The following is a 24,092-nucleotide window of genomic DNA, read 5'->3' on the forward strand; positions in this document are numbered from 1 at the left end:
CGCACACGCCGTCCGCCAGCCGCAGGGCATGGGGGCTGGCGCCATGCTAGAATCGCCGGCGCGCCATGCGTGGCCGTAATCGCGGTCAAATCCCCGACAGACAGAATCATGCATATCATTTTTTCGAATTACCGCACCCTGGGCGGCGTCTTGCTGGCAGCGGCCTGCGTCCTTTCCCAGCCGGCCGGCGCCAAGGCGGCACCCTCGGCGCCGGCCGGGAAAAGCCTGTCCTCGCTGCTGGCCGGCGGCCCTTTGCCGCGCCTGAGCGAAGACCCGCAAGTGCGCGCCGCGCTGTTCGATTTCTTCGGTTACGCGCGCGGCAGCTACACGGAAGACGATGAGTTGCTGCTGGCGCAGGCGCTCGAAGCGATCAGCGAAAAGCGCGACGCCACGCGCACCGCGCTGGCCGATGGCCGCCAGTTGCTGGCGTCGATGAATGACCGCAAGCAGGGCCGTGAACGGGGCGCCATGCTGCTCGACAAGCGCGGCGCCATCCTCGCTTTTGGCCTGGTCAACGGACATTGCCACCTGGAGGGCCAGCCGCTGGCGAAAGTCTGCAATCCCGATCCGAATGCGGTGCTGACGGTATTCCACCGCAAGGGCATGCTGGTCGGCGACGCGGCGCCCCTGCTGGCCTGGGCCCGGCAATTGCCGCCCATGCTGGCGCTGATCGCGGGCGACAAGGAAGCGGGCGCCGATGGGCAGAAGATCGCCACGGTCGAGTATGTGCTGGCGCAGCCGGCTCTGCCGGGCTGGAACCGCGCCCAGCTGCCGCCCGCCTATCCGCCGGCGCTGTTGCCGCTGCTGCTCGATAAATCGACGGTGCTGACGTCGGCCGGCGCCGGCGTGTTTGCCTATCCGCTCACCTTGAAGGGCAAGAAACAGAACAATGTGCTGGACCATGCCGAAGGCCGCCCGCCGCGCGACTTGGAAGTGGCGCTGCGCAGCTATGCCAGCTTCGATGCGGTGGTCGAGCGCTACCGCCAGCTGGCCAAGGGCGCCAGGCTGCAGCGCAATGAGCGCACGGCCTACCTCGATGGCGACATGGGGCAGGGCAGCTACCGCGTCTACATCCGCAACACGGGTGCGGATGGCGTGATGATCGACGTGGCGCTATGGCAGCGCAAGCTGGCGGCCGGCCGCTGATTTTAGTCAGGGCGCGCTTGTTCGTAGCCCAGTTGTACCAGCTGCGCTGCGATGGCGTCGTCGCGTGTTTTTCTGCCGGTGCGCAGGCGCGCATGCGTCAGGGACGCGGGCAAGCCGTGCGCCAGCAACGCGTCGATGTCGAGCATGGTCTCGGATGCCGACAGCTGGCGCAGGGCCGGCAAGGTGGCCAGGCCGGGCAGGCTGTCGAGCGTCTTGCAGGTGTGCAGGTTCAGGCGTTCGAGCACGGGATTGGGACCCAGCGCGATGTGCCGCAGCTTGATCTGGTCTTCCACCCATAGTGCCTGCAGCAGGGGGAAGCGGCCGATATCGCCCAGCGTTTCCAGGCCGCGCACGCGTATCACTTCCAGTTTCTTCAACAGCGGCGCTTCGATGTGCGCGAGCGATTCACGCCCGCCCAGCTGCAACAGCAGCCTGTCCAGGCGGGCCATCTCCGAGATAAAATCCAGCGCTACCTTGTTCTTGATGCGGTACAGCGACAGCTCATGCAGCGCCGGCAGGCCGGCCAGGGTGTCGATATGCTGGCTGTGGCCCTCGATGGCCAGGCTGGCCAGGTGCGCGTAGTGGCGCAGGGGAGCCAGGTCGATATTGTTCCTGGCCGATTCGCCCAGGTTCAGGTATTCGAGGCCGCGCAAATTGTCCAGCTGCAGGATGTCGGCTTGCGCCAGCTCGTACACGCCCAGGCTCAGGCGCTTCAGGTGGCGCAGCTCGCCCAACGCTTCCAGATGGATGGCTTGCCGGTGGCAGTCGATGGACAGGCTGGCCACATGTGGCAGCGCGCGCAGGATGCGGGCATCGAACACCTTCGGATCGTAACCGTAGATGCGGATGGTCAGCGCCGAGCCGCAGGTGGCGGCCAGGGCGTCGAGGTCGGCCAGCAGCGGCCCCGGCTCGCCCAGGGTATTGAACTGCACCAGCACCTGTTGGCCGCTGGCGATGGCGGCGCGGATCGCCCCGGCGTCGATGCGCTCGGGGTTCTGGATGCGCTGCGGCTGTCTTGTTTGCGTCATGCTCACAGTCCTATCGGATAGTCTACTTTCCTGGGTGGCGGGCAGCCTTCCGGCCCCGGGAACGTCTGCTTGCCCGTGTCGTCGTAGCGCTTGCCGCACTCGACGAGCACGCGTTTGCGGAAGGTGTAGATGCTGGCCACCTTGCCGTTCGGGTGGTAGCAGATATTGTCGCCATCGCGGTCGGCCGAGGCGTAACTGATCATCGACTCGCCATTCACCGTGCGCGTGCTGTGGCCGCTGCGCGGCTCCGTGCATTTGAGCTGGCCGCCTGGATAATACGCGTTGAAGACAGAGGTGTCGGCGGCGCGGTCGACCAGCAATTCGTCCTTGCGCTTGCCGTCCGGGTAGTTCGAATAGCCTTCCTGGCGCTGGCCGTACTGGAAGGCGTAGTAATACTGCGGCTTGCCGTCCGGGTAGTACATGTGGTGGTATTCGCACACGTCGTCGCGCGTGCTGCCGTACTCCTTGAAGGTGCAGCGGTGGATGTCGTTCATCAGCTGGCCGTCTGCATAGTATTCGCGCAGGTGCGTGAGCAGGCGTCCCTGGTCGATGACGGCCAGGCGTTCCGGCTTGCCGCTCGGGTAGTAGCGCGCGTCCAGTCCCTGCTTCTTGCCCTTGTCCCATAGCGTGTCGAGGCGCAGGATCTTGCCGCTGTCGTCGAACGCCTGTTCGCGCCCATCGAGCTGACCGTTGCGGTAGGTGGCCGTGTAGACCGCGTATTCCTTGCCGGCCGGGCCCAGATAGCGCGTGCGCGTGCCATCGAGCTCGCCCGCCTGGTAGTGGTCGCGCTGGCGCAGCGCGCCACTGGCGTCCGTGTCGAGGGCTTCGCCCTGTTTTTTGCCTTGCACGAAAGTGACGCTTTGGGTGACCTTGTCCTTGAGCTTGAGCTTCCACGGCCCGTCGCGCAAACCGTCGATGAAGCTGCCGTCACCGTCTTGCGTGATCCATGCGCCATGGCGCGTGCCGTTGACGTAGTTGCCGCGCGTTTGCAGCTTGCCGCCCATGCTGCGCTCATGCGGGCCGTTCAGCTGGCCGCCCGCGTAGGTGTCGAAACCCGTCACTTCCTCTGCATCGGCATAGTTCTCGACCGTCCAGCGGCCTTCGCGCTTGCCGGCCCGGTACATGCCGCTCTCGCTCTGCCTGGGATAGTTGAAGGACCACAGGCCTTCCTGCAGGCCGTTGACGAAATGGCCTTTTTCGCTGCCTTCATGCATGCCTTCGCGTACCCACAGTCCCTGGCGCTTGCCTTTCACGTACTGGCCCCGCTCGACGACCGAGCCGTCGTCCCAGGCCAGGCTGTAGATGACGGACGGGCCGTCTTCGCTGCCCGTGAATTGCTGCGGCGCCGTTTCCCACGTCACTTGCCACAGGCGGTAATTGGGCAGGATGCCGGCGCCCGCATCGCTGTACAGGGTGTAGCTGGCGGTGAGAAAACGCTCGCCTTTTTTCTGGAAGGTTTTCTTGTAGGTGATGGCGTCCTTGCCGCCGGCTGCCACGGGTTTGCCGTCATCGCTGTAGTAGCCGACGATGGTGCCTTGTGTATGGTCGATGGCGTCGACCTCCGCATTGCCGCTCTTGCCGCGCGCGACGCTGTAGTCCATCGGCGCCAGTTTCGCCAGCGCCACCTTGACCTGGCCCGCGTTGGGGGCGGCGCTTTGCGCCACGATGCGGTTCAACGCCGGCTGCAAGCCGTCCAGGCGCCGGTACTTGCCGGAGCTGCGATGGTAACGGTAGGCGCGCAAGCCGTTCTTGTCACCCTGGCGGAACAGCACCAGCATGCTTTGCACGCTGTCGTCCGTTTCCTTGTCCAGCGAGGCGTAGAAGACGGAGCGGATGACGGCGTTGCCGAACTGGTCGAGCAAAATGGGCTTTGAATTGCTGCTTTTGCACTCGCAATAATAGCCGTTGATCCCTTCTTTTTCCTTGAGAAAGGCGATGTCGAAGCCGCTGTCCTGCGATGCATTGATGGCGGGATGGGCGAGGCTCTTGCCTTCGTAGAAGGGCGCACCGTGGGCGAGGGCGGAGCAAAGCAGCAAGGGCAGAAGAACTGGCAAGAGCGGATGTTTCATCGTGGGGCAGGCGCCGGGGCGCCGCTATGGAAAGGCCACGATTCTGCCTGTGTTCTTGGTTGTGGGCAAATGCGGATCTATCGTGCGCGCCTCCCCCCGTTCAGGCCTGCTGCGCGGCGCAAAAATCGAGCAGCAGCTGTTCGCCGTCCGGCCAGGGGCCGTAGCCGGCGTCGCCGTTGATATGGCCGGCGTCGCCGATCATGGTGAAATCGCTGCCCCAGGCGCTGGCAAACGCGCGTGCCCGCGCGAAGCTGACGTAGGGATCGTCGCCGCTGGCCACCACCAGACTGGGAAACGGCAAGGCTTGCAGCGGCATGGGCGAGAAACCTGTGGTGCCGGCGGGGTAGGATGGCGCTTCCACATCGCTGGGGGCGACCAGGAAGGCGCCGGCAATCTTGTGCGGTGAACCGCTGGCCGCCCAATGGGCCACCAGCGCGCAGGCCAGGCTGTGCGCCGCCAGCACGGGCGCTCGCTCGCAGGCGGCGATGGCGCGGTCGAGCTCCGCCACCCATTCGTCCTTGTCCGGCGTCTGCCATTCCCGGTGCGGCACGCGCGACCATTGCGGGTGGCGTGCTTCCCAATGGGTTTGCCAGTGCTGCGGCCCGGAATTCCACAGGCCGGCCAGGGTCAGGACCAGAGGCGACATCGATGCTCCTTAAAGTTCGGTGCGTAAAGCAAACAACTCGGGGAACAATACCACGTCGAGCATCTTGCGCAAATAGCTGACGCCCGCCGTGCCGCCCGTGCCCGTCTTGAAGCCGATGATGCGCTCCACCGTCGTCACGTGGCGGAAGCGCCAGAAGCGGAAGGCCGTTTCCAGGTCGACCAGCTTTTCGGCCAGCTCGTACAGGGCCCAGTGTTTCGACGGGTCGCGGTAGACTTCCAGCCAGGCCGCTTTTACGGAAGCGTCGGTGCTGGTCGGCAGGGTCCAGTCGGCGTCCAGGCGCTCGGGCGCGATAGGCAGGCCGCTGCGCGCCAGCAGCTTGATGGCTTCATCGTAGACGGACGGCGTGCGCAGGGCCGCATCGAGCACCTGGAAGGTGTCGGGAGCCGTCGTGTGCACGTTGAGCAGGGCGGCGTTCTTGTTCCCCAGGATGAATTCGATCTCGCGGTACTGGAAGGACTGGAAGCCGGACGAGGCACCCAGGTAGGGCCGGATGGCCGTGTATTCGGGCGGCGTCATGGTGGCCAGCACGTCCCAGGCATGCACCAGCTGGTCCATGATGCGTGCCACGCGGGCCAGCATTTTAAAGGCGGGTGCCAGGTCGCCGCTTTGCAGGTTGGCGCGCACGGCGTGCATTTCGTGCAGCATCAGCTTCATCCACAATTCGCTGGTCTGGTGCTGCACGATGAACAGCATTTCGTTGTGGTTCGGTGACAGCGGATGCTGCGCCGTCAGGATGCGGTCCAGCGCCAAGTAGTTACCGTAGCTCATCGATTCACTGAAATCCATCTGCGCGCCATGCCATTCGGCACTTTGCTGGGCGCCCGCATGCATGGGGCAGCCGCTGCTGTTTTCTTTGCTCATGGTGTTTTCCTGGTCCAGGTTCAGGTGACGGCATCGCGCTTGGCGGCGATGTCGTAGGCGAGTGTGTCGAGGATGTCGCGCAGGATTTCCACGGCATCCCAGACGTCGGCAAAGCTCGTGTACAGGGGCGTGAAGCCGAAGCGCATGATGGCCGGCTCGCGGTAGTCGCCGATCACGCCGCGCGCGATCAGTGCCTGCATCACGGCATAGCCGTGCGGGTGCGTGAAGCTGACCTGGCTGCCGCGCCGCGCATGTTCGCGCGGTGTGGCGAGCCCCAGCGGATGGCTGGCGCAGCGCTGCTCTACCAGCGCGATGAACAAATCGGTCAGGGCCAGCGACTTGCGGCGGATCGCTTCCATGCTCGTTTGCGCAAAGATATCGAGTCCGCATTCGACCAGGGCCAGCGAGACAATCGGCTGTGTGCCGCACAGGGCGCGGGCGATGCCGTCGGCCGGCGCAAAGCCCGGGTCCATGGCGAACGGTGTGGCGTGGCCCCACCAGCCGGACAGCGGCTGGCGGAAGCGCGCCTGATGTTTTTCCGGCACCCAGATGAAGGCGGGCGAGCCGGGGCCGCCGTTCAGGTATTTATAGGTACAGCCGACAGCCAGGTCGGCGCCGGCACCGTTCAGGTCCAGCGGCACGGCGCCGGCCGAATGGGCCAGGTCCCACAGCGCCAGCGCGCCTTGCGCGTGGCAATGGCTGCTGATGGCGGCCATGTCGTGCTGGTAGCCGGTGCGGTAGTTGACGTGCGTGAGCATGGCGACGGCGCAATCGGCGGCGATGGCTTGCGCCAGTTCCTCGGGGCTGTCGACCAGGCGCAGCTGGTAGCCGCGGTCGAGCCAGGCGGCCAGGCCTTGCGCCATGTACAGGTCGGTGGGGAAGTTGCTGCGTTCGCTGACGATGACCCTGCGCGCGGCATGCGCGGGATCGCTGGCCTGCATCTGCAGGGCGGCGGCCAGGGCCTTGAACAGGTTGACGGAAGTCGTGTCGGTGATCACCACTTCGCCAGTCTGCGCGCCGAGCAGCGGCGCCAGGCGGTCGCCCAGGCGCTTGGGCAGGTCGAACCAGCCGGCGCTATTCCAACTGCGGATCAGGTCGGTGCCCCATTCGGCCGTGATGACGTGCTGGGCACGGGCCAGAGCCGCTTTCGGTCGGGCGCCCAGGGAATTGCCGTCGAGGTAAATGATGCCTTGCGGCAAGTCGAATTGCTGGCGCAAGGGTGCCAGGGGGTCGTCGAGATCGCGCGTGCTGCAGTCATGTCGAGAAATCATGGAGGCTTTCATGTTGAGATTTGCATTAATGGCATGATATTGCTTGAGGTCTAAAGTATCGTGCGCAAGCAGGCAGTGTAGCAAATCCGCGCCAAAAAGCGGTATTTCCGCCTGGGATGAGGGGTGGAAAGTGCCGCCTTGTGGGGCGTCAACGAAAAAAATCACGATTTCTTAAAAATATTTTCAAATCGCTCTAAAGTTCTGCGATTCGCCGCCGTCAACGATTACATGAACGGCGTCACGCCGCCAAAAAGAACGCAGGTCTTTTAAATATTTTCGAAAAAGCCCTAAAGTTCCTGTCAAGGCAGCCGTTATCTAGGTAAGCAGACTTGATCTTGGTCAAGTTGTTGTAAAGAAGTGATATTTTTTACAGGCCTGAAGCCGGGTAAATCCCCTTCAATGCCCACCTCCCGCATCCGCGCCGTTACTGGCGTGCGACCATGATCGAGTAGTGTTTGTCAGACAAACACCTACGGTCCTGCCCGCCATTTCCCGACCAAAAATACAGTCCTTCGCCTCTGTTGCGTTTGATGTTGCTCCTGCAGAATGTATCTCACTGGCAACAGACAACGCCAGCTGAATTCAACGGATTGAGGAGATGGAAATGACTGCTAACGACATGATGGCTGAGATTCGCGACGCTAACCTGAGCTACCTGATGCTGGCCCAGCAAATGATTCGTGCGGACAAGGTAACGGCCATCTTCCGTTTGGGCATCGCCGCCGAAATCGCCGAATTGATCGAAGGCATGAGCAATGCGCAGATCCTGAAGCTCGCTGGCGGCAACATGATGCTGGCCCGCTTCCGCTTCGACGACAGCGCCATCCTGGGCATGTTGACGAACTACAATAAAGACCGCTCGCTGGCCCAGTCGCATGCTGCCATTCTCATGGCCGGCCAAGGCGTCGAAGAAATCGCTTAAGGTCAACCTTATCAGTCAGTATCGGTAGTCAGTATCAGTCAGTCGCGGAGTACACAGCATGGCCAAGAAAAGTGTCGTATCGGAAGCGCAAGAAATCCAGCTGGCCATCGAATTGATACAGCTGGGCGCGCGCCTGCAACTGCTGGAGACGGAAGTCTCGCTGTCGCGCGAACGCCTGCTCAATCTGTACAAGGAATTGAAGGGCGTCTCGCCGCCCAAGGGCATGCTGCCCTTTTCCACCGACTGGTTCCTCACCTGGCAGCCGAATATCCATTCCTCGCTATTCATCAATATCCACAAATTCCTCGTCGACCACGCCGGCGCCACCGGCATCGAAGCCGTGATGAAGGCGTATAAACTGTATCTGGAGCAGATGCCGCCCGAAGCGGGTGAAGAGCCGCTGCTGTCGCTGACGCGGGCCTGGACCCTGGTGCGCTTTTTCAGCAGCAAGATGCTCAATATGGCGCCCTGCGGCAAGTGCGGCGGCAAGTTTGTCGTCAATTGCCTCGACCTGAATGCCGATTATGTCTGCGGCCTGTGCCATATGCCTTCGCGTGCCGGCAAGACCAAGAAGGCGCGCGATGAAGCGGCCGCGGTCGCGTCGCCGCGTGTGACCGCCTGATACTGCCCCCGCATCGTTCAAGCCGGAGCCGGTCGCCAGACCGGACTCCGGTTTTTTCATGGTGCTTTCGCTTACACTGGCGTTTTCCTCCTTTGACTAGCCCATGCTGCAACAAATCCTGCGCGCGCCCGCGCTCAAGGCCATCCTGATCCAGGTGCTGGCCTTTCCCTTGATGTTGCTGCTGGTGTATGGCCTGGCGCGCGCAGGCGTGGCCATGTCGTTGCCGGTCGTGGCCTTGCTGCAGGGTGTGCTGGCGGCGCTCATTACCTGGCGCGCTGGCCTGGCGCGCTGGTGGTGCGCCATCGGCCTGCTGTTTGCGCCCGCGCTGCTGGCGGCCAGCCTGCTGCACTGGCCGCCGGTCGTGTTCCTGGTGGCCTTTGTTTTCCTGTTGAGCCTGTATTGGTCCACGTTTCGCACGCAAGTGCCGTTTTACCCGTCCGGGCCGAAGGTGTGGCGGGCGGTGGCCGAGCTGATCGCGGACCGTCCCGGCGTGCGCCTGATCGATATCGGCAGCGGCCTGGGCGGCCTGGTGCTGGACCTGGCGCGGCGGCGTCCCGATGGGCAGTTTTCCGGCATCGAACTGGCACCGCTGCCGTGGCTGGCAAGCGAGCTGCGCGCGCGGTTGGCGGGCAGTCGCGCGCGCTTTCTGCGCGGCGACTACGAAGCGCTCGATTTCAGCCGTTACGATGCGGTCTTTGCTTACCTGTCGCCAGCGGCGATGGCGGCCCTGTGGCGCAAGGCGGAAAAGGAAATGTTGCCCGGTAGTATGCTTCTTAGTTACGAATTCCAGATCGCGGCACGCGAACCCGATAAGACCATCGCCGCCACAGAGGGTGGCCCTTTACTTTACATATGGTGCTTTTAAGCAATTGTCTGCGTTATTTGCTTGCCCGTAGGGCAATCTCACGTTATTGTAGTTCCACACGGCATTTTCTCGGAATTGTCTTGAAAAGCAGTGCATCTGAATTAACTTCCGGTTGCTTTTTTGTCGCTGTCTCTTCGTCGGCGGCGCAGCCGCCAGAAGGCAGGAACAGGTTTGAACATGCCGGGCATACAGCCTCGGCCATTATTGGGAGTCAGGGCACTTGTTAGTCATAATCGGATACATCATCGTCTGCGCCTCGGTCTTTGGCGGCTTCGCAATGGCCGGCGGCCATCTGGCGGCGCTGTTCCAGCCGCTGGAGTTGCTGATGATCGGCGGCGCCGCCCTGGGCGCCTTCCTTGTTGGTAACAATAACAAGGCGATCAAGGCGACGATCGCTGCCTTGCCCAGCCTGTTCAAGGGGTCGCGCTATACTAAAGAGCTGTACATGGAACTGATGTCGCTGCTGTTCGAAGTGCTCAGCAAGGTGCGCAAGGAAGGCTTGATGTCGATCGAAGGCGATATCGACAAGCCTGAAGAAAGCCCTCTGTTTTCCAAGTATCCGGCCGTGCTGGCCGATCACCACATCATCGAATTCATGACCGATTACCTGCGCCTGATGGTGTCGGGCAATATGGATGCGTTCCAGATCGAAAACCTGATGGACAATGAAATCGAGACGCACCATCACGAAGGCGCCGTGCCGGCCCACGTGATCGCCAAAGTGGGCGACGGCTTGCCCGCTTTCGGTATCGTCGCCGCCGTGATGGGCGTGGTGCACACGATGGAATCGGTGGGCATCCCCCCAGCCGAGCTGGGCATGCTGATCGCGCACGCGCTGGTCGGCACCTTCCTCGGCATCTTGCTGGCGTATGGTTTCGTCGGCCCGCTGGCCAGCCTGCTGGAGCAAAAGCTCGATGAGTCGAGCAAGATGTTCCAGTGCGTGAAAGTCACCTTGCTGGCCAGCCTGAACGGGTATGCGCCGGCGCTGGCCGTGGAGTTCGGCCGCAAGGTCCTGTTCTCGACCGAGCGTCCGACGTTCAACGAGCTGGAAGACCACATCAAGAAATCGAAAACGAAGTAAGCAGTGAACACACGCCTGGACACCATGATTCATTTGCAGCACACGGAAGGGGGACGCCATGGCCGATGAAGGCATGCGCCCGATTATCGTCAAGCGTATCAAGAAGACGGCTGGCGGCCACCATGGCGGGGCGTGGAAAATCGCCTACGCCGACTTTGTCACGGCCATGATGGCCTTCTTCCTGCTGATGTGGCTGTTGGGCTCCACCTCGAAGGGCGACTTGAACGGCATTTCCGAATTCTTCAAGACACCGCTGAAAGTGGCGATGGCGGGCGGTTCCGGCAGCGGCGAGAGCAATTCCGTGATCCAGGGCGGCGGCCAGGACCTGTCGCGCCAGGATGGACAAGTGCGCAAGGCGCAGGAAGAGCCGCAGCGCAAGTCGTTCGACCTCAATTCCGCCAAGGCCGCGCTTGAACGCGAGGAAGGCAAGCGCCTGCAGGCGCTCAAGGCGCGCATCGAAGCGACCATCGACGCCGATCCACTGCTGAAGAAATACAAGAACCAATTGCTGCTCGATCTCACCAGCGAAGGCTTGCGCATCCAGATCGTCGACGAGCAGAATCGTCCGATGTTTGCACTCGCCAATGCGAATCTGCAACCCTATACCAAGGAAATCCTGCACGCCATCGGCTTTGTGCTCAATGAAGTACCGAACCGCATCGGCCTGTCCGGGCATACGGATTCGACGCCCTACATGAGCGATGCCGGCTACAGCAACTGGGAATTGTCGGCTGACCGCGCGAATGCGTCGCGGCGCGAACTGGTGATTGGTGGCATGAAGGAAGAAAAAGTATTGCGCGTGGTGGGACTGGGCTCGGCCGCCCACCTGGACAAGCTCGATCCCTTCAATCCGATCAACCGGCGCATCAGCATCATCGTCATGAACAAACGCACAGAAGAAAATGTCTTGCGCGATGGGTCGGCGATAGAGTTACCGGTGACCGATGCCGCTTCCGCCGCTGTCGCCTCGGGGCTGGTGGCCGGTGCGCCGCCTGCGGCGGCGCCAGCTCCCGGCCCGGCAGCGGCGAAAAAATAACACGCAAGGCTGTCAACGCGTAGTGTATTGAAACAATGAGACCTTTATGACAAGAAAGAAAATACTTGGCTCGCATGTAAAACGCCTGCTATCTGGCGTGTCGGACCATGGCCGCAAGCACTTGACGGAGGTGGAAACCGACCTGGTGCAGACTGGCATCTTGCTGGAAGAGGCGATCGAGAAGCTGTCCTTCAATTTCATGGCGATACATGCAGCCGTCGCTGCGCAGCAAGATACCATCGCCCTGCTGCTCGCAGGCGGTATTCCGGCCGAGCAGCAGCGGGAAAAACTGCTGGCATTGCAGGACGAAGTGGGGGGCTACGTGAATGCCGCCATCACCAGCCTGCAGTTCCAGGACATGACCAGTCAGCTGATCGAGCGCACCCTGAAGCGCGTGACGGGCTTGCGCGAGTTCCTCGGTACCTTGGGTTCGCATGGCGCGGAAATGTTGCCGGAGAGCGACAATGAAGAAATTGTCGCCTTGCTGGGGCGGGTCAGCATGGCGCTGGCGATTCAAAGCCTGGAGTTGCGCAGCGTGCTGCGCAAGGCTGTCAGTCAACAGCATTTGGAAAGCGGCGACATCGAGTTGTTCTAGCATGCCAGTGTGGAACGCTTGCGGTTGCATGGATTGATTAATCAAATACTCGGGCAGGATGCCCGGAATAAGTGGGAGCAAAGATGGCCAAAACGATACTTGCAGTGGACGATTCGAGCTCATTGCGCCAGATGGTGGCGTTCAGCCTGAAAGCCGCCGGTTACCAGGTGGTGGAGGCCGTCGACGGTCAGGATGGACTGGAAAAAGCCAAGCTGCAAACGGTGGACCTGGTATTGACGGACCAGAACATGCCGCGCATGGATGGCCTGGAGCTGATCAAGCTGCTGCGCGAACTGCCGACCTACCAGAAGGTGCCGATTCTGATGCTGACGACGGAGTCGTCGGATGAAATGAAGTCGAAGGGACGTGCCGCCGGCGCCAATGGCTGGCTGGTCAAGCCCTTCGATCCGCAACGCCTGATTGAAGTGGTCAAGAAGGTGATCGGCTGATGCCAGCCGCGCAGTGCAACGATGCAAATGACGGAGTCACCCTATGACCATCGATATTAGCCAGTTTTTCCAGGTCTTTTTCGATGAGGCCGAAGAACTGCTGGCTGAAAAAGAACGGCTGCTGCTGGCCGTCGATATTGCGGCGCCCGACGCCGAAGACCTGAATGCCATTTTCCGCACTGCCCATTCGATCAAGGGCGGCGCATCGACGTTCGGCCTCTCCGACATGAGCGAGGTGACGCACATCCTCGAGTCACTGCTCGACCGAATCCGCCAGGGCCAGATGGCCCTGACGGCGGAGCACGTCGACGCCTTTTTGGCCGCCAAGGACATCCTCAAGATGCAGCTCGACGGTCATCGTCTGGGCAGCGCCGTCGACCAGGATGCCGTGGCCAATGTGCGCATGATGCTGCAGTCGTTTTCGCAGGACGTGCCCGTGGCCGCGCTTACGCCCGTCGCGCCAGCGTTCCATACGGCGGAAAAAGCAGCCGTCAGCCACGCCGGCGGCCATCGCATCCGCCTGGAGCTGCCGAACATGGAACAGCGCGAAGTCGAGGCGCTGGCGGCCGAACTGGGCTTGCTGGGTGACGTCGCCGTGTCCACCCTGGCCGACGCGCGCAAGGTGCTGGAAGTGACGACGCATGAAAGCCTGGACGATATCCTGGCCATCTGCTCGTTCGTGCTCAATCCCGACGACATGGTCATCACGCAGGCGCCGCCACTGGCGCCAGGCGAAGCCGCAGCGGCCCGCGCGGCACAGGAAAAAGCCCAGGGTTATGGTTTCTTCGACCCGCTGCCAGGCACGCCCGGCACGCAGGGCGCGGCGGATCCCGGCTATGGCTTCTTCCAGCCGCTCGAGGACATCCGCGCCGCCGCCGGCGTGCAGAGCGACGCCGAACAGGGCTACGGCTTCTTCCAGCCGCTCGAACAGATTCGCGCCGACGCGGCCAAGGCGGGTAACGCTGGCGCTGTCGCCGTGCCGGTCGTGGCGAGCGCCGCGACCGAAGTGGAGCAGGAAAAGAAACCTGCCAAGAAAGAGGGCGAGAAGGCAGGCACCGAGTCGTCGTCGATCCGCGTCTCGATTGAAAAAGTCGATCAGCTGATCAACCTGGTGGGTGAGCTGGTGATCACGCAGGCGATGATCGAGCAGCGCGCCGGCGCGCTCGACCCGATGCTGCACGAGAAACTGCTCGACAGCGTCAGCCACCTGACGCGCAATACGCGCGACTTGCAGGAAGCGGTGATGTCGATCCGCATGATGCCGATGGATTTTGTCTTTTCGCGCTTCCCGCGCATGGTGCGCGACCTGGCGACCAAGTTGGGCAAGAAGGTCGACTTCATCACCAATGGCGCCGCCACGGAACTGGACAAGGGCCTCATCGAGCGCATCGTCGATCCGCTGACGCACCTGGTGCGCAACAGTATCGACCACGGCGTGGAAATGCCGGCCGCCCGCGTGGCCGCCGGCAAGACCGAGGCCGGCCGTTTGTTCCTCTCGGCCAGCCACCAGGGTGGCAACATCATCATCGAAGTATCCGATGATGGCGCGGGATTGAACCGCGAGCGCATCCTGGCCAAGGCGCAGCAGCAGGGACTCGACGTGTCCGAGACGATGAGCGACGCCGACGTGTGGCAGCTGATCTTCGCGCCCGGCTTTTCCACCGCCGAGGCGGTCACCGACGTGTCGGGCCGCGGCGTGGGCATGGATGTCGTCAAGCGCAATATCAGCGCCATGGGCGGGGTCGTCGACATCCGTTCGGCGAAGGGCTTCGGCACGACGATTTCGATCTCGCTGCCGCTGACCCTGGCCATCCTGGATGGCATGTCGATCCGCGTCGGCGACGAAGTGTATATTTTACCGCTGGGCTTTGTCATCGAATCGCTGCAGCCGGCCGTTGAGGATATCAAGGACATCAGTGGCAAGGGGCAAGTGGTGAAAGTGCGCGGCGAGTACCTGCCGCTGATTCCGCTGTACCAGATGTTCGACATCACGCCGCGCTTTACCAGTCCCTCGGAAGGCATCTGCGTGATTCTCGAGACGGAAGGGCGCAAGGCGGCCCTGTTTGTCGACGACCTGGTGGGACAACAGCAGGTCGTGGTGAAAAACCTCGAATCGAATTACCGCAAGGTAGTGGGTATTTCTGGCGCCACCATCCTGGGCGATGGCGGTGTGTCGCTGATTCTCGATGTCGCCGCCCTGATCCGTTCCTCTCGCCAGCTGGCCGACGAGTCCATTTTTTCGTAATACCGATAGATAAAAGATAGGAAAACGCACCATGTCAGATACTCAACAAACATCCGGAAGCAATACGGGCGACGGCAAGGACATCGCCGGACGTGAATTCCTGGCCTTCACCCTGGGCTCGGAAGAGTACGGCATCGATATCCTGAAGGTCCAGGAAATCCGTGGTTACGAAGCGGTCACCCGCATCGCCAACGCGCCTGAATTCATCAAGGGCGTGATCAACCTGCGCGGCATCATCATTCCCGTGGTCGACATGCGCATCAAGTTCAACCTGGGCACGCCCGTGTATGACCAGTTCACGGTGGTGATCATCCTGAACATCGGCGGCCGCATCGTCGGCATGGTAGTCGACAGCGTTTCCGACGTCACCACCCTGACGCCTGACCAGGTCAAGCCGGCGCCGGAAATGGGCACCGCCTTCTCGACCGACTACATGATCGGCCTGGGCACCATCGACGAGCGCATGCTGATCCTGGTCGATATCGACAAGCTGATGTCGAGCAGCGAGATGGGCCTGATCGACAAGCTGGCGGCGTAAGCGGCAGCAGCGGCGCCATTGGCGCCGCAGTTTTACCGCAAGTATCACTACAGATATGCATGTACCGGCGCGGGCATCAGCCAGAGGCGCGCCGGCAGGCTGCAAGGTCCGACAGAGACCAGGCCACAACACGGCGCCGTCCGGTTGAACGGGCGCCGTTCACATAAATATTGGAGACTGTAATGAGTTTGCGCGATTTCAAGATAGGCACCCGGCTGGGGATAGGTTTCGGCAGCATCCTTGCCATCCTGGTGGTGGTGATCGTTTCGGCGAATGCACTGAATTATCGTAACAAGGCCCAGTTGCTCACGGGCCTGGCACTGGCCAGCGAAAAAAATACGCAGGCGTCGCTGATGAAAAGTGCGATGCTGGAAACCGGTATCGCCATGCGCAATATCGGCCTGCAGGGCGATGTGGGCCTGATGCAGGTGGAAGAGGGCAAGGTGCGCGAGCAGCGCAAGCTGTACGACGGCGCGCGCGGCAAGCTGGCCACCTTGGGCCTGTCCGATGGCGAGAAGACGCTGCTGGCCAATATCGCCAGGGTCGACGGCGAAGTCGATGCCGCCTTCAAGGAAGCGATGGGGCAGGTGCTGGCGTTTAACAGCGAGGGCGCGGCGAAGGTGATTGCCACCCGCATCGACCCCTTGAACAAGACGACCCTGGCCGATATCAACAAGCTGCTCGACTTGCAGCATGTGGCGCAGCAAAGCTTCATGGACGACTCGCTGGCGGCCGATGCGCGCCTGATGACGGTACTGTTCATCCTGGGCGGCGCGGCGGTGTTGATCGGCGCCTGGTGCGCCATCTTCATCACGCGTTCGATCACGGTGCCGCTGTCTGGTGCACTGGCGGTGGCGCAGAAGGTGGCAGCGGGCGAGCTGACATCGCGCGTGGTGGTCGAGGGTAAGGATGAAACGAGCGCGCTGCAGCAGGCGCTCAAGGACATGAACGAGAGCCTGGTGCAGACGGTCAGCGACGTGCGCAATGGGACGGACACGATTACCGTGGCGTCGCGCGAGATCGCCAGCGGCAATGCGGACCTGTCGGCGCGCACGGAAACGCAGGCCAGTTCGCTCGAAGAGACGGCGTCGTCGATGGAAGAGCTGACGTCGACCGTGAAGCAGAACGCGGACAACGCGCGCCAGGCCAACCAGTTGGCCGTGTCGGCATCGTCAGTGGCGGAGCAGGGCGGCAAGGTGGTGGCGCAAGTGGTCGATACCATGGGTTCCATCAAGGACAGTTCGCGCAAGATCGTCGATATTATCGGCGTCATCGACGGCATCGCGTTCCAGACGAATATCCTGGCGCTGAATGCGGCCGTCGAAGCGGCGCGCGCAGGCGAGCAGGGACGCGGTTTTGCGGTGGTGGCGTCGGAAGTGCGCAATCTGGCGCAACGCTCCGCTGGCGCGGCAAAAGAGATCAAGGGCCTGATCGGCGACTCGGTCGACAAGGTCGATGCGGGCAGCCGCCTGGTGGACGAGGCAGGGCAGACCATGGGCCTGATCGTCACGTCGATCCGGCAGGTGGCCGACATCATGGGCGAGATCACGGCGGCAACGCAGGAACAGAGCCATGGCATCGAGGAAGTGAATCAGGCCATCGCGCAGATGGACCAGATGACGCAGCAAAATGCGGCGCTGGTCGAGGAAGCGGCGGCGGCCGCCGAGAGCATGCAGGAGCAGGCGCAGAAACTGGCCGATGCCGTCAGCATCTTCAAGCTGGACGGCGAGAGCGCGGCGCAGGCGGCCATGCAAGCACCCGCGCCGGTGAAGGCGGCGGCACGGCCTGCACCCGCGGTGGCGGCAACGACACGGCGGTTGGCAAAGACGGCGCAGGCCGGCGCGCCACCGCCCGCGAAAAAGCTGGCGGCGGCCGGCGGCGACGATTGGGAAGAGTTCTGACGCCAACCCGGTCCCGCTAGTTATACTTGCAAAGGCATTGGTCAGAGTAGTCATAGAGAGGTAAAAACAAAATGCCGCAAACTAAAACGGATTCGGTCAAGGAATTTGATTTCACTGGCAAGGACTTCGAACGGGTCCGCGCCATGATTTACAAGCGGGCCGGCATCGCGCTGGCCGACAGCAAGCAGGAGATGGTCTACAGCCGCCTGGCTAGGCGCCTGCGCGCGACCGGCATTTCCTCGTTCGTTCGCTATCTGGACGACCTGGAAGCGGGTCGCATGGGCGACGAGTGGGAAGCGTTCACGAATGCGCTGACGACCAACCTGACGTCGTTCTTCCGCGAGGCGCATCACTTCCCGCTGCTGGCCGAGCATGTGAAAAAACTGAGCGGTCCGATCACCATCTGGTGTTCGGCCAGTTCCACCGGCGAGGAGCCGTACTCGATCGCCATGACGGTGTGCGAGGCGTTCAATACGCTCACGCCGCCCGTCACCATCATCGCCACGGATATCGACACGAATGTGCTGGCCACGGCCGCCAATGGCGTCTACAACCTGGACCGGCTCGAGAAGATGCCGGCCGACCGTGCGCGGCGCTTTTTCTTGCGCGGCAAGGGCGATCGCGAGGGGCAGGTGCGGGTACGCCCGGAACTGCGCCAGATGATCACCTTCAAGCCGCTCAACCTGCTGGCCGACAGCTGGCCCCTGACGGGACAGTTCGACGTCATCTTTTGCCGTAACGTGATGATTTATTTTGACAAGGCGACGCAGCGCAAGATCCTGTCGCGCTTTGTGCCGTTGATGAAGCCGGATGCGCTGCTGTTTGCGGGCCATTCGGAGAATTTTCTGTACGTGTCGGATTCATTGAAGCTGCGCGGTAAAACAGTCTATGAGCTCGATCAGCCGCGGGGCGCCGCGCCCAAGGCATCGTCGCATCGTACATGAGAGTGAAATATGAGCCTGGAATCCAAAGAGCAATTTGCCACTAACGTCTATTACGACAGGACGTTCAATTGTGACGCCGCCAAGATCTTGCCTGGTGAGTATTACTTTACCAACAAGGACATGCTGATCGTCACCGTGCTCGGCTCCTGCGTCTCGGCCTGCATCCGCGACCGTGTCACGGGCCTGGGCGGCATGAACCATTTCATGCTGCCCGACGGTGGCAGCGATCCGAACAGTCCGATTTCCGCGTCGATGCGCTATGGCACTTACGCCATGGAGATATTGATCAATGATCTGCTGAAGGCGGGCGCGCGGCGCGAGAACATGGAAGCGAAGGTGTTTGGCGGCGGCGCCGTGCTGCGTGGCTTCACGGCGATCAACGTCGGTGAACGCAATGCGGCTTTCGTCATCAATTACCTGAAGGCGGAAAAGATGCGCGTGGTGGCCGAGGACTTGAATGACATTCACCCGCGCAAGGTGTATTTTTTCCCCCGTAGCGGCAAGGTGCTGGTGAAAAAGCTGATGCAGACGCACAACGATACGCTGGTGCGCCGCGAACTCGATTACGCCAGCCGCTTGAAAGTCGCGCCGGTGGGCGGCGAGATCGAGCTGTTCTAGTAACACCAGACCAAACCTACTGCGCGTCGTGCTTTGCGGCCTGCGATGCTCACCGTGCTTCAGCACGGTTGCGCTTCTTAGCCACAAATCACTGCCGCTCGCTACGGTTTTGTCTGGCGTTTTTACCGATTAAGAATAAGGGCCGCAAGGCCTGGAAGGATATTTTATGAAGATCAAAGTATTGATCGTGGATGATTCGGCGCTGATTCGCAGCGTCATGACGGAAATCGTGAATAGCCAGCCCGACATGGAAGTGGTGGGGGCGGCGCCCGATCCGCTGGTGGCGCGCGAGATGATCAAGCAGACCAACCCCGACGTGCTGACCCTCGATGTCGAGATGCCGAAGATGGATGGCCTCGACTTCCTGGAAAAACTGATGCGCTTGCGTCCGATGCCGGTGCTGATGGTGTCGTCGCTGACCGAGCGCGGTTCGGAAATCACCATGCGCGCGCTGGAGCTGGGCGCCGTCGATTTCGTCACCAAGCCAAAGATTTCCATCCAGAGCGGCATGCGCGAGTATACGGACATGATCGCCGACAAGATCCGCGCCGCCTCGAAGGCGCGCATCCGTGCGCGCACGCTGCCGTCGGCGGGCGACAGAGTAGCCGCACCGCTGCCTGCGCTGCGCAGCCCCTTGACGTCGAGCGAAAAGCTGATCATCGTGGGTGCCTCCACGGGCGGCACGGAAGCGATCCGCGAATTTTTGATGCAGATGCCGTCCGATTGCCCCGGCATCCTGATCACGCAGCACATGCCGGAAGGATTTACGCGTTCGTTTGCGCGCCGCCTCGATTCGCTGTGCAAGATCTCGGTGCAGGAAGCGGCAGGCGGCGAAAGGGTGCTGCCCGGCCACGCCTACATCGCGCCCGGCCATTCGCACCTGACCTTGACGCGCAGCGGCGCCAACTACATGACCAAGATCGACCAGGGCGAACCGGTCAACCGCCACCGCCCGTCGGTCGATGTGCTGTTCCGTTCGGCCGCGCAATCGGCGGGTAAAAATGCCGTCGGCGTGATCCTGACCGGCATGGGCAAGGATGGCGCACAAGGCATGTTGGAGATGAAGGCCGCAGGAGCGTATAATTTTGCGCAGGATGAAGCCAGTTGCGTGGTGTTCGGCATGCCGCGCGAGGCGATCGCCATCGGCGCCACGCATGAGGTCGGCGCTTTGACGGCGCTGCCCGGCATGGTGCTGGGACACCTGGCTGCGCATGGTATGCGTGCTTTGCGCGTGTAAGCCACGTTTTGTATGATCTGGGGCAAGTTTGTTCGCCTAAAAGCAACGAAAATGCTATCCTACAACTTGCTGCCGTAGTGTCGACCATAATGTCGGCATTCATGTCGATATTATTAACAAACCGCTACAGAAACAACGGAGTTATTCATGGCTGATCCAAAGATGAAATTTTTAGTCGTTGACGATTTTTCGACGATGCGCCGCATTGTCCGGAATCTGTTGAAGGAACTGGGTTATGCCAACGTCGATGAGGCGGAAGACGGCGTGATGGGCCTGGCCAAGCTGCGTGCGGAATCCTACGATTTCGTCGTCTCGGACTGGAACATGCCTAATATGGATGGCCTGACGATGCTGCAGCATATCCGCGCCGATCCCGCACTGGCCAAGCTGCCCGTGCTGATGGTGACGGCCGAAGCGAAAAAAGAAAACATCATCGCCGCCGCGCAAGCTGGCGCCAGCGGTTATGTTGTCAAGCCGTTCACGGCCGCGACCCTCGATGAAAAGCTGAACAAGATTTTCGAGAAGCTGGAAAAAGCCGGCGCCTGATCACGGTTTGAACTGCTTCAAAAAAAACGCTGCCAGTGCGAACTGGCAGCGTTTTTTTTCGTCGGCTCGTACCTTGTTTACACCAGGCCGCCATTCGCGCGTAACGTTTGTCCATTCACCCAGCGGCCGTCGGGGCCCGCCAAGAAGGCCACGGCGGCGGCGATGTCGTCCGGCGTGCCCAGGCGTTCCAGGGGCGCCATCTTGCTCATGCGTTCTATCATTTCCGCCGTCTTGCCGTTCAAGAACAGGGCCGTGGCCGTGGGGCCGGGGGCGACGGCATTGACGGTGATGTTCTTGCCGCGCAATTCCTTGGCGAAGATAGTCGTCATTGTCTCCATGGCCGCCTTGCTGGCGCCATAGATGCTGTAGCCGGGCAGGGCCAGGCCAATCACGCTGCTCGAGAAGTTGACCACGCTGCCGCCGTGGCGCAAGCGCGTCGCCGCCTGGCGCATGGTGTGGAAGCTGCCCTTGACGTTGATGGCGAACAGGCTGTCGAAGGTGGCGTCGTCCGTGTCGGCCAGGGCCGGCAGCGCGGGCGGCATGATGCCGGCGTTGTTGACCAGCACGTCGACGCCGCCGAAGGCCGCTTCGGCCGCAGCGAACAGTGCTTGCACGTCGCCCGCATCGGCCACGTTGGCCTTGACGGCGATGGCGGCGCCGCCGTCGGCCAGTATGGCCGCCACCAGCGCGTCGGCCGCCTCCCTGCCGCTGGCGTAATTGACGACCACCTGCATGCCGTCGCGCGCCAGGCGGCGGGCGATGGCCGCGCCGATGCCGCGCGAGGCGCCCGTGACGATGGCGACCCTGGCTGGGGTGAGTATGGTATGCATGCTGCTTCTCCTGTCGTGTGGGTGGCCCGCGCGGTATGTCTGCGAGCCGGTATGGCGATTGTGATCTTTATTGTTGCGTGGATAAAGACTGGTTTGATGGTTTTAGTGTGCAATCCAGATCAACAATCGTGCAGAAGGCATGGCGCCAGCCATCGGGGAAAAGCTGCCATGCAACAAGTTGCAACATGGAATGAAATATTTCTCAAAGTTAACTTTACACGTCAACTAAAGTGGCTCATGATCGCTGCACTATTCCACCTCTGTCCCCGACCCCGACAAGAAGGAGCGCCACATGCGCCGAGCACCCGTATTATTCTTTGCCCTGAGCACGGCCTTGCTGGCAGCTTGCGGCGTGAGCCTTGAGCAAGCCAGCGTTGCCCCTGTCGCGCCTGCCGTCGTCGAGGCGCCGGAGCCGGCCGTGCAGTTGCCTGCCGACGGCGATGGCCGGCATGCTTATCTGCACCGCGTGGGTGGCCATGATTATGTCAGCCTGAGCCAGCATGGCCCGCAGGACGGCCTGCCGATACTCACGGGGGCGCAGCGCGGTGCGCGCGCGATCCGGCTGCTGGCAGCCGATCCGGCCCAGGCACGGGCCATCCTGCGCAGCCTGAGGCTGCCTGCGAACCAGCGCAAGCTGTGGGCGGGCGAGGAAATCGTGCTCGATGCGGCCAGCTATGACATGTTGCAGGCGGTACGCGGCCATCACAAACTGCTGTTTGCCGAGCTCAAGCTGGTGGGGATGGAGAAGTAAAGAAAAAAGAAACGGGGCCGAATGGCCCCGTTGTGAATGCGCTTAGATTTCCAGGTTGTCGATCAAGCGGGTCTGTCCCAGCTTGGCCGCAGCCAGCACCACCAGCGGTTCGCCGGCGGCCAGTTCGGCGGCGCTCGGCGCTTGCAGGTTGGCGCGCTTGCGCACGGCGATGTAGTCCGATTTCCAGCCGCGGCCGTCGAGCAGTTGCATCGCAGCCTGTTCCAGTTCACCCACGGCCAGGTTACCCTTGCGCACTTCCTCGGCGACGAAATTAAGTCCCTTGTACAGCTCCGGCGCTTCCGCGCGTTCGCTTTCCGACAGGTACATATTGCGCGACGATAAGGCCAGGCCATCGTCGGCCCGATACGTTTCGGCGGCGATGATTTCCGTCGGCAGCGCGAACTGGCGTGCCATGTTGCGGATGATCATCAGTTGCTGGTAATCCTTCTTACCGAACACGGCCACTCGCGGACCCACGCACGAGAACAGCTTGGTGACGACCGTGCATACGCCTTCGAAGAAGCCGGGACGGAATTCCCCTTCCAGGGTATTGCCCAGGTCATCGGGCGGGCGCACGCGGTATTCCTGCGGTTCCGGGTAGAGTTCCTTTTCCGTCGGCGCGAACAGCACGTACACGCCTTCCTTTTCCAGCTTGGCGACATCGGCCGCCATGGTGCGCGGATATTTTTCGAAGTCTTCGTTCGGGCCGAATTGCAGGCGGTTCACGAAGATCGAGGCGACGACAGGGTCGCCATGCTTGCGCGCCAGACGCATCAGCGACAGATGGCCTTCGTGCAGATTGCCCATGGTGGGGACGAACGCCGTGCGCAGCTGTCCGCTGAGCTGGTCGCGCAATTCTTCGATGTCGGAAATAATTTTCATGGATTGCTTTCGCTAAAACCCCGTTGTACGGTGGTCAGTGACAAAGGGAAGGGATCAGGCGGGCGAATACGCCAGCCGGACGTAGATGGGGGCAAACGGTTCTGCCTGCGTGATTTCGATCAGGGTTTCCTTGGCCAGTTCCAGCAGGGCCACGAAGTTGACCACCACCACGGGCACGCCGCCGGCAATGTCGAACAGCTCGCTGAACTCGACGAAGCGCGACGACTGCAAATGGCGCAGGATGCTCGACATGTGCTCGCGCACGGACAGTTCCTGGCGGCTGATGCGGTGGTGCTGGGTCAATTTGGCGCGTTTCAGCACGTCGAGCCAGGCCTGCTGCAAGTCCACCGGTTCCACGTCGGGCCAGGTGGGCGTCAGGCTTTGCTCGATGAAAATCTGCGTGCGCACGAAATCGCGCTCGAACTGGGGAATGGTGTTCAGGTCGTAGGCGGCCAGCTTGATCTGCTCGTACTCGAGCAGGCGGCGCACCAGTTCGGCACGGGGATCGCCGCCGTCTTCCTCGACGTCGCTCTTACGCGATGGCAAAAGCATGCGCGACTTGATCTCGATCAACATGGCCGCCATCAACAGGTACTCGGCGGCCAGTTCCAGGTTGCTCACGCGGATCTGGTCGACATATTTCAGATACTGCAGGGTCACCTGCGCCATCGGAATATCGAGAATGTTGAAGTTTTGCTTGCGGATCAGGTAGAGCAGCAAGTCGAGCGGGCCTTCGAAGGCTTCGAGGAAGATTTCCAGCGCGTCCGGCGGGATGTACAAATCCGTCGGCATGCGCAGCATCGGTTCGCCATACAGGCGGACGATGCCTGGCGGGTCGGCGGCGGGCGCCGCGTCCGTGCTTGCAGATGCTGCAGGGTCGCCGCTGCCGTCGCCGCCAGTGGCGGGTTCGGGCGACTCGATGACTGCGCCGGCACCGGAAGCATCGGCCTCCGGCGTGACTACAGACTCTTCAGGCAGCATCGTGCCG

At 61.9% G+C, this 24,092-nt stretch carries 24 protein-coding genes; 16 read left to right on the forward strand and 8 right to left on the reverse strand.

What is annotated here, in order from left to right:
• The first annotated feature begins 108 nt into the window (after positions 1-108).
• Positions 109-1,146: a hypothetical protein gene (locus tag C8C92_RS10620; RefSeq protein ID WP_116743798.1), complete on the forward strand. Its 1,038-nt coding sequence runs from the start codon at positions 109-111 to the stop codon at positions 1,144-1,146.
• A gap of 2 nt (positions 1,147-1,148) precedes the next feature.
• On the opposite strand, the gene C8C92_RS10625 is transcribed toward C8C92_RS10620, so the two are convergent.
• The 5 genes from C8C92_RS10625 to kynU form a co-directional block, all read right to left on the reverse strand.
• A complete protein-coding gene (locus C8C92_RS10625) occupies positions 1,149-2,174 on the reverse strand; it encodes a hypothetical protein (RefSeq protein WP_116743800.1) in 1,026 nt (341 codons plus the stop codon).
• Positions 2,175-2,176: 2 nt separating this feature from the next.
• Positions 2,177-4,243, reverse strand: coding sequence for a hypothetical protein (locus C8C92_RS10630; protein WP_116743802.1), 2,067 nt, complete (start codon positions 4,241-4,243; stop codon positions 2,177-2,179).
• A 100-nt stretch (positions 4,244-4,343) separates the two neighbouring features.
• The gene (locus tag C8C92_RS10635; protein ID WP_116743804.1) at positions 4,344-4,889 is read right to left on the reverse strand and encodes an alpha/beta hydrolase; all 546 of its coding nucleotides are present in this window, start codon (positions 4,887-4,889) and stop codon (positions 4,344-4,346) included.
• 9 nt (positions 4,890-4,898) lie between these two features.
• A complete protein-coding gene (kynA, locus tag C8C92_RS10640; RefSeq protein WP_116743806.1) occupies positions 4,899-5,771 on the reverse strand; it encodes a tryptophan 2,3-dioxygenase in 873 nt (290 codons plus the stop codon).
• Positions 5,772-5,791: 20 nt separating this feature from the next.
• The gene (kynU, locus tag C8C92_RS10645) at positions 5,792-7,042 is read right to left on the reverse strand and encodes a kynureninase (protein ID WP_116743808.1); all 1,251 of its coding nucleotides are present in this window, start codon (positions 7,040-7,042) and stop codon (positions 5,792-5,794) included.
• A 604-nt stretch (positions 7,043-7,646) separates the two neighbouring features.
• On the opposite strand from kynU, the gene flhD reads away from it, so the two are divergent.
• The 14 genes from flhD (at position 7,647) to cheY (ending at position 20,641) form a co-directional block, all read left to right on the forward strand.
• Positions 7,647-7,964 (forward strand): flagellar transcriptional regulator FlhD, encoded by a 318-nt coding sequence (gene flhD / locus C8C92_RS10650; RefSeq protein WP_034758381.1) that lies wholly within the window; start codon positions 7,647-7,649, stop codon positions 7,962-7,964.
• Positions 7,965-8,022: 58 nt separating this feature from the next.
• Positions 8,023-8,586 (forward strand): flagellar transcriptional regulator FlhC, encoded by a 564-nt coding sequence (flhC, locus tag C8C92_RS10655; protein WP_071078265.1) that lies wholly within the window; start codon positions 8,023-8,025, stop codon positions 8,584-8,586.
• Positions 8,587-8,689: 103 nt separating this feature from the next.
• Positions 8,690-9,451: a class I SAM-dependent methyltransferase gene (locus C8C92_RS10660; protein ID WP_099759902.1), complete on the forward strand. Its 762-nt coding sequence runs from the start codon at positions 8,690-8,692 to the stop codon at positions 9,449-9,451.
• A 220-nt stretch (positions 9,452-9,671) separates the two neighbouring features.
• On the forward strand, positions 9,672-10,532 hold the full coding sequence (motA, locus tag C8C92_RS10665) for a flagellar motor stator protein MotA (protein ID WP_116743810.1): 861 nt from the start codon (positions 9,672-9,674) through the stop codon (positions 10,530-10,532).
• Between the two features lie 58 nt (positions 10,533-10,590).
• Positions 10,591-11,568, forward strand: coding sequence for a flagellar motor protein MotB (motB, locus tag C8C92_RS10670; protein ID WP_099759900.1), 978 nt, complete (start codon positions 10,591-10,593; stop codon positions 11,566-11,568).
• A 46-nt stretch (positions 11,569-11,614) separates the two neighbouring features.
• Positions 11,615-12,163: a chemotaxis protein gene (locus tag C8C92_RS10675; RefSeq protein WP_099759899.1), complete on the forward strand. Its 549-nt coding sequence runs from the start codon at positions 11,615-11,617 to the stop codon at positions 12,161-12,163.
• 83 nt (positions 12,164-12,246) lie between these two features.
• The gene (locus C8C92_RS10680; RefSeq protein WP_034758362.1) at positions 12,247-12,612 is read left to right on the forward strand and encodes a response regulator; all 366 of its coding nucleotides are present in this window, start codon (positions 12,247-12,249) and stop codon (positions 12,610-12,612) included.
• A gap of 43 nt (positions 12,613-12,655) precedes the next feature.
• Positions 12,656-14,857: a chemotaxis protein CheA gene (gene cheA, locus C8C92_RS10685; protein WP_116743812.1), complete on the forward strand. Its 2,202-nt coding sequence runs from the start codon at positions 12,656-12,658 to the stop codon at positions 14,855-14,857.
• Positions 14,858-14,888: 31 nt separating this feature from the next.
• Complete coding sequence (locus C8C92_RS10690) at positions 14,889-15,395, forward strand: chemotaxis protein CheW (protein WP_099759897.1); 507 nt, start codon at positions 14,889-14,891, stop codon at positions 15,393-15,395.
• Between the two features lie 182 nt (positions 15,396-15,577).
• Positions 15,578-17,296, forward strand: coding sequence for a methyl-accepting chemotaxis protein (locus C8C92_RS10695; protein ID WP_116743814.1), 1,719 nt, complete (start codon positions 15,578-15,580; stop codon positions 17,294-17,296).
• Positions 17,297-17,367: 71 nt separating this feature from the next.
• Entirely contained in the window at positions 17,368-18,240 is an 873-nt protein-coding gene (locus tag C8C92_RS10700) for a CheR family methyltransferase (protein ID WP_102121798.1), read from the forward strand.
• 9 nt (positions 18,241-18,249) lie between these two features.
• Positions 18,250-18,858, forward strand: coding sequence for a chemoreceptor glutamine deamidase CheD (gene cheD, locus C8C92_RS10705; RefSeq protein WP_071078257.1), 609 nt, complete (start codon positions 18,250-18,252; stop codon positions 18,856-18,858).
• Positions 18,859-19,024: 166 nt separating this feature from the next.
• On the forward strand, positions 19,025-20,095 hold the full coding sequence (locus C8C92_RS10710) for a chemotaxis response regulator protein-glutamate methylesterase (RefSeq protein ID WP_071078256.1): 1,071 nt from the start codon (positions 19,025-19,027) through the stop codon (positions 20,093-20,095).
• Positions 20,096-20,242: 147 nt separating this feature from the next.
• Complete coding sequence (cheY, locus tag C8C92_RS10715) at positions 20,243-20,641, forward strand: chemotaxis response regulator CheY (RefSeq protein ID WP_010396677.1); 399 nt, start codon at positions 20,243-20,245, stop codon at positions 20,639-20,641.
• Positions 20,642-20,718: 77 nt separating this feature from the next.
• On the opposite strand, the gene C8C92_RS10720 is transcribed toward cheY, so the two are convergent.
• The gene (locus C8C92_RS10720) at positions 20,719-21,471 is read right to left on the reverse strand and encodes a glucose 1-dehydrogenase (RefSeq protein WP_116743816.1); all 753 of its coding nucleotides are present in this window, start codon (positions 21,469-21,471) and stop codon (positions 20,719-20,721) included.
• Between the two features lie 292 nt (positions 21,472-21,763).
• Between C8C92_RS10720 and C8C92_RS10725 the strand changes: the two genes are divergently transcribed.
• Positions 21,764-22,222, forward strand: a complete 459-nt coding sequence (locus C8C92_RS10725; protein WP_099759893.1) for a hypothetical protein — start codon at positions 21,764-21,766, stop codon at positions 22,220-22,222.
• 42 nt (positions 22,223-22,264) lie between these two features.
• Here the strand turns inward: C8C92_RS10725 and panC are convergent, their stop codons facing one another.
• Positions 22,265-23,104, reverse strand: a complete 840-nt coding sequence (gene panC / locus C8C92_RS10730; protein WP_071078252.1) for a pantoate--beta-alanine ligase — start codon at positions 23,102-23,104, stop codon at positions 22,265-22,267.
• A gap of 54 nt (positions 23,105-23,158) precedes the next feature.
• Positions 23,159-24,085, reverse strand: coding sequence for a ScpA family protein (locus C8C92_RS10735; RefSeq protein ID WP_099759891.1), 927 nt, complete (start codon positions 24,083-24,085; stop codon positions 23,159-23,161).
• Between the last annotated feature and the right edge of the window lie 7 nt (positions 24,086-24,092).

It is taken from the genome of Janthinobacterium sp. 78, from assembly GCF_003096775.1.
In the GTDB taxonomy this organism is placed as follows: domain Bacteria; phylum Pseudomonadota; class Gammaproteobacteria; order Burkholderiales; family Burkholderiaceae_D; genus Janthinobacterium; species Janthinobacterium tructae.